The organism is Thiolapillus sp., from assembly GCF_048562965.1.
Classification (GTDB): Bacteria; Pseudomonadota; Gammaproteobacteria; order Chromatiales; family Chromatiaceae; genus Thiolapillus; species Thiolapillus brandeum_A.
Genome location: NZ_JBHNMF010001621.1, coordinates 1 through 526, shown reverse-complemented (window position 1 = coordinate 526; position 526 = coordinate 1). Strand labels below are relative to the sequence as shown.

Below are 526 nucleotides of genomic sequence, written 5' to 3'. Positions count from 1 at the left end.
AAAGGTGTGCAGTTTGAACGATATGCAGATGATATTGTTTGCCACTGCAAGACGGAACAGGAAGCGATAGCACTGCAATCGACGTTAAACAAAAGATTCAGTGAATGTGGCTTGACCCTCCATCGCTGCCAGCCATGGAGAGCGAAGCGAAGGCTGGTAGACCCCAGTAGCCGCGAGGCCGCACTGTTTTCCCGGCGTGCCTTGCGCCAGAGGGAAAACAAAGTAGGCCTCCGAACGCGGCGTCCAGTCATTGGGAGCCAAGTACGGAGCAGCAACGAGCTTGCGAAGTTGTTGCGTAGTGCTTGGTGACCAGGACGGCTGGGGCACCAATAGGTTGTCAAAGGCCGAGTCGATTTTGGGGACTGGGATGTCCCAAAATCTATCACGAGGCCGAAGACACACTTGCCGGAGAAGACCAAAATTGTGTACTGTAAAAGCTGGATAAACAAAGCAGAGTACGAGCGGGTTAGTTTTGACTTTCTGGGGTTTACATTTCGCCCCCGGCTAGTAAAAACGAGAAAAGGCC

Annotated in this window: 1 protein-coding gene; it reads right to left on the bottom strand. The window is 52.5% G+C overall.

From position 1 onward, the window contains the following. Positions 1–386 (bottom strand): hypothetical protein (locus tag ACOCD2_RS25855; protein WP_419626433.1); only part of this gene is annotated, 386 nt, incomplete at its 3' end. Positions 387–526: the final 140 nt, after the last annotated feature.